Origin of the sequence: Streptomyces sp. SID5910 (assembly GCF_009862125.1) — a bacterium.
In the GTDB taxonomy this organism is placed as follows: Bacteria; Actinomycetota; Actinomycetes; order Streptomycetales; family Streptomycetaceae; genus Streptomyces.
The window spans coordinates 1-343 of the sequence record NZ_WWHX01000275.1 but is presented as its reverse complement, the minus strand read 5'-3'; the positions used below and the strand labels follow the sequence as shown (position 1 = coordinate 343).

General features: G+C 81.3%; 1 pseudogene. It reads left to right on the top strand.

Annotated features, from left to right (window positions below):
• Positions 1-343 (top strand): annotated as a pseudogene (locus GTW67_RS09410) (hypothetical protein); the annotation flags it as partial.

Genomic DNA, 343 nt, shown 5'->3' with positions numbered 1-343 from the left:
AACCCGACACCGGGCTCTCCGCGCTCGCCGCGGACCGCCGGGCGCTGGTCGAGCAGACCGACCACGCCGAGTGGGTCGACCAGCAGCGCGAACGGCAGCGGCGGCCCGGCCAGGGCGACAGCTGGGACCCCGTGCCGGTCCCCCTGCCCACCTACGTCACCGCGCCGGTCGCCCCCCGTGCCACCCCCGACGTGGACCTCGCGGCGCCCGACGCGTGGAGCTCGGCCCGCTCCAGCGCCGTCGCCCCGGACCGGACGGAGCGGCGGGACGCGGAGGCCCCGCCCGCCCCGGACCGCCCGGCCGACGACGCCGAGGAACGCCCCGAGGCCCCCGGCCGCAGCGG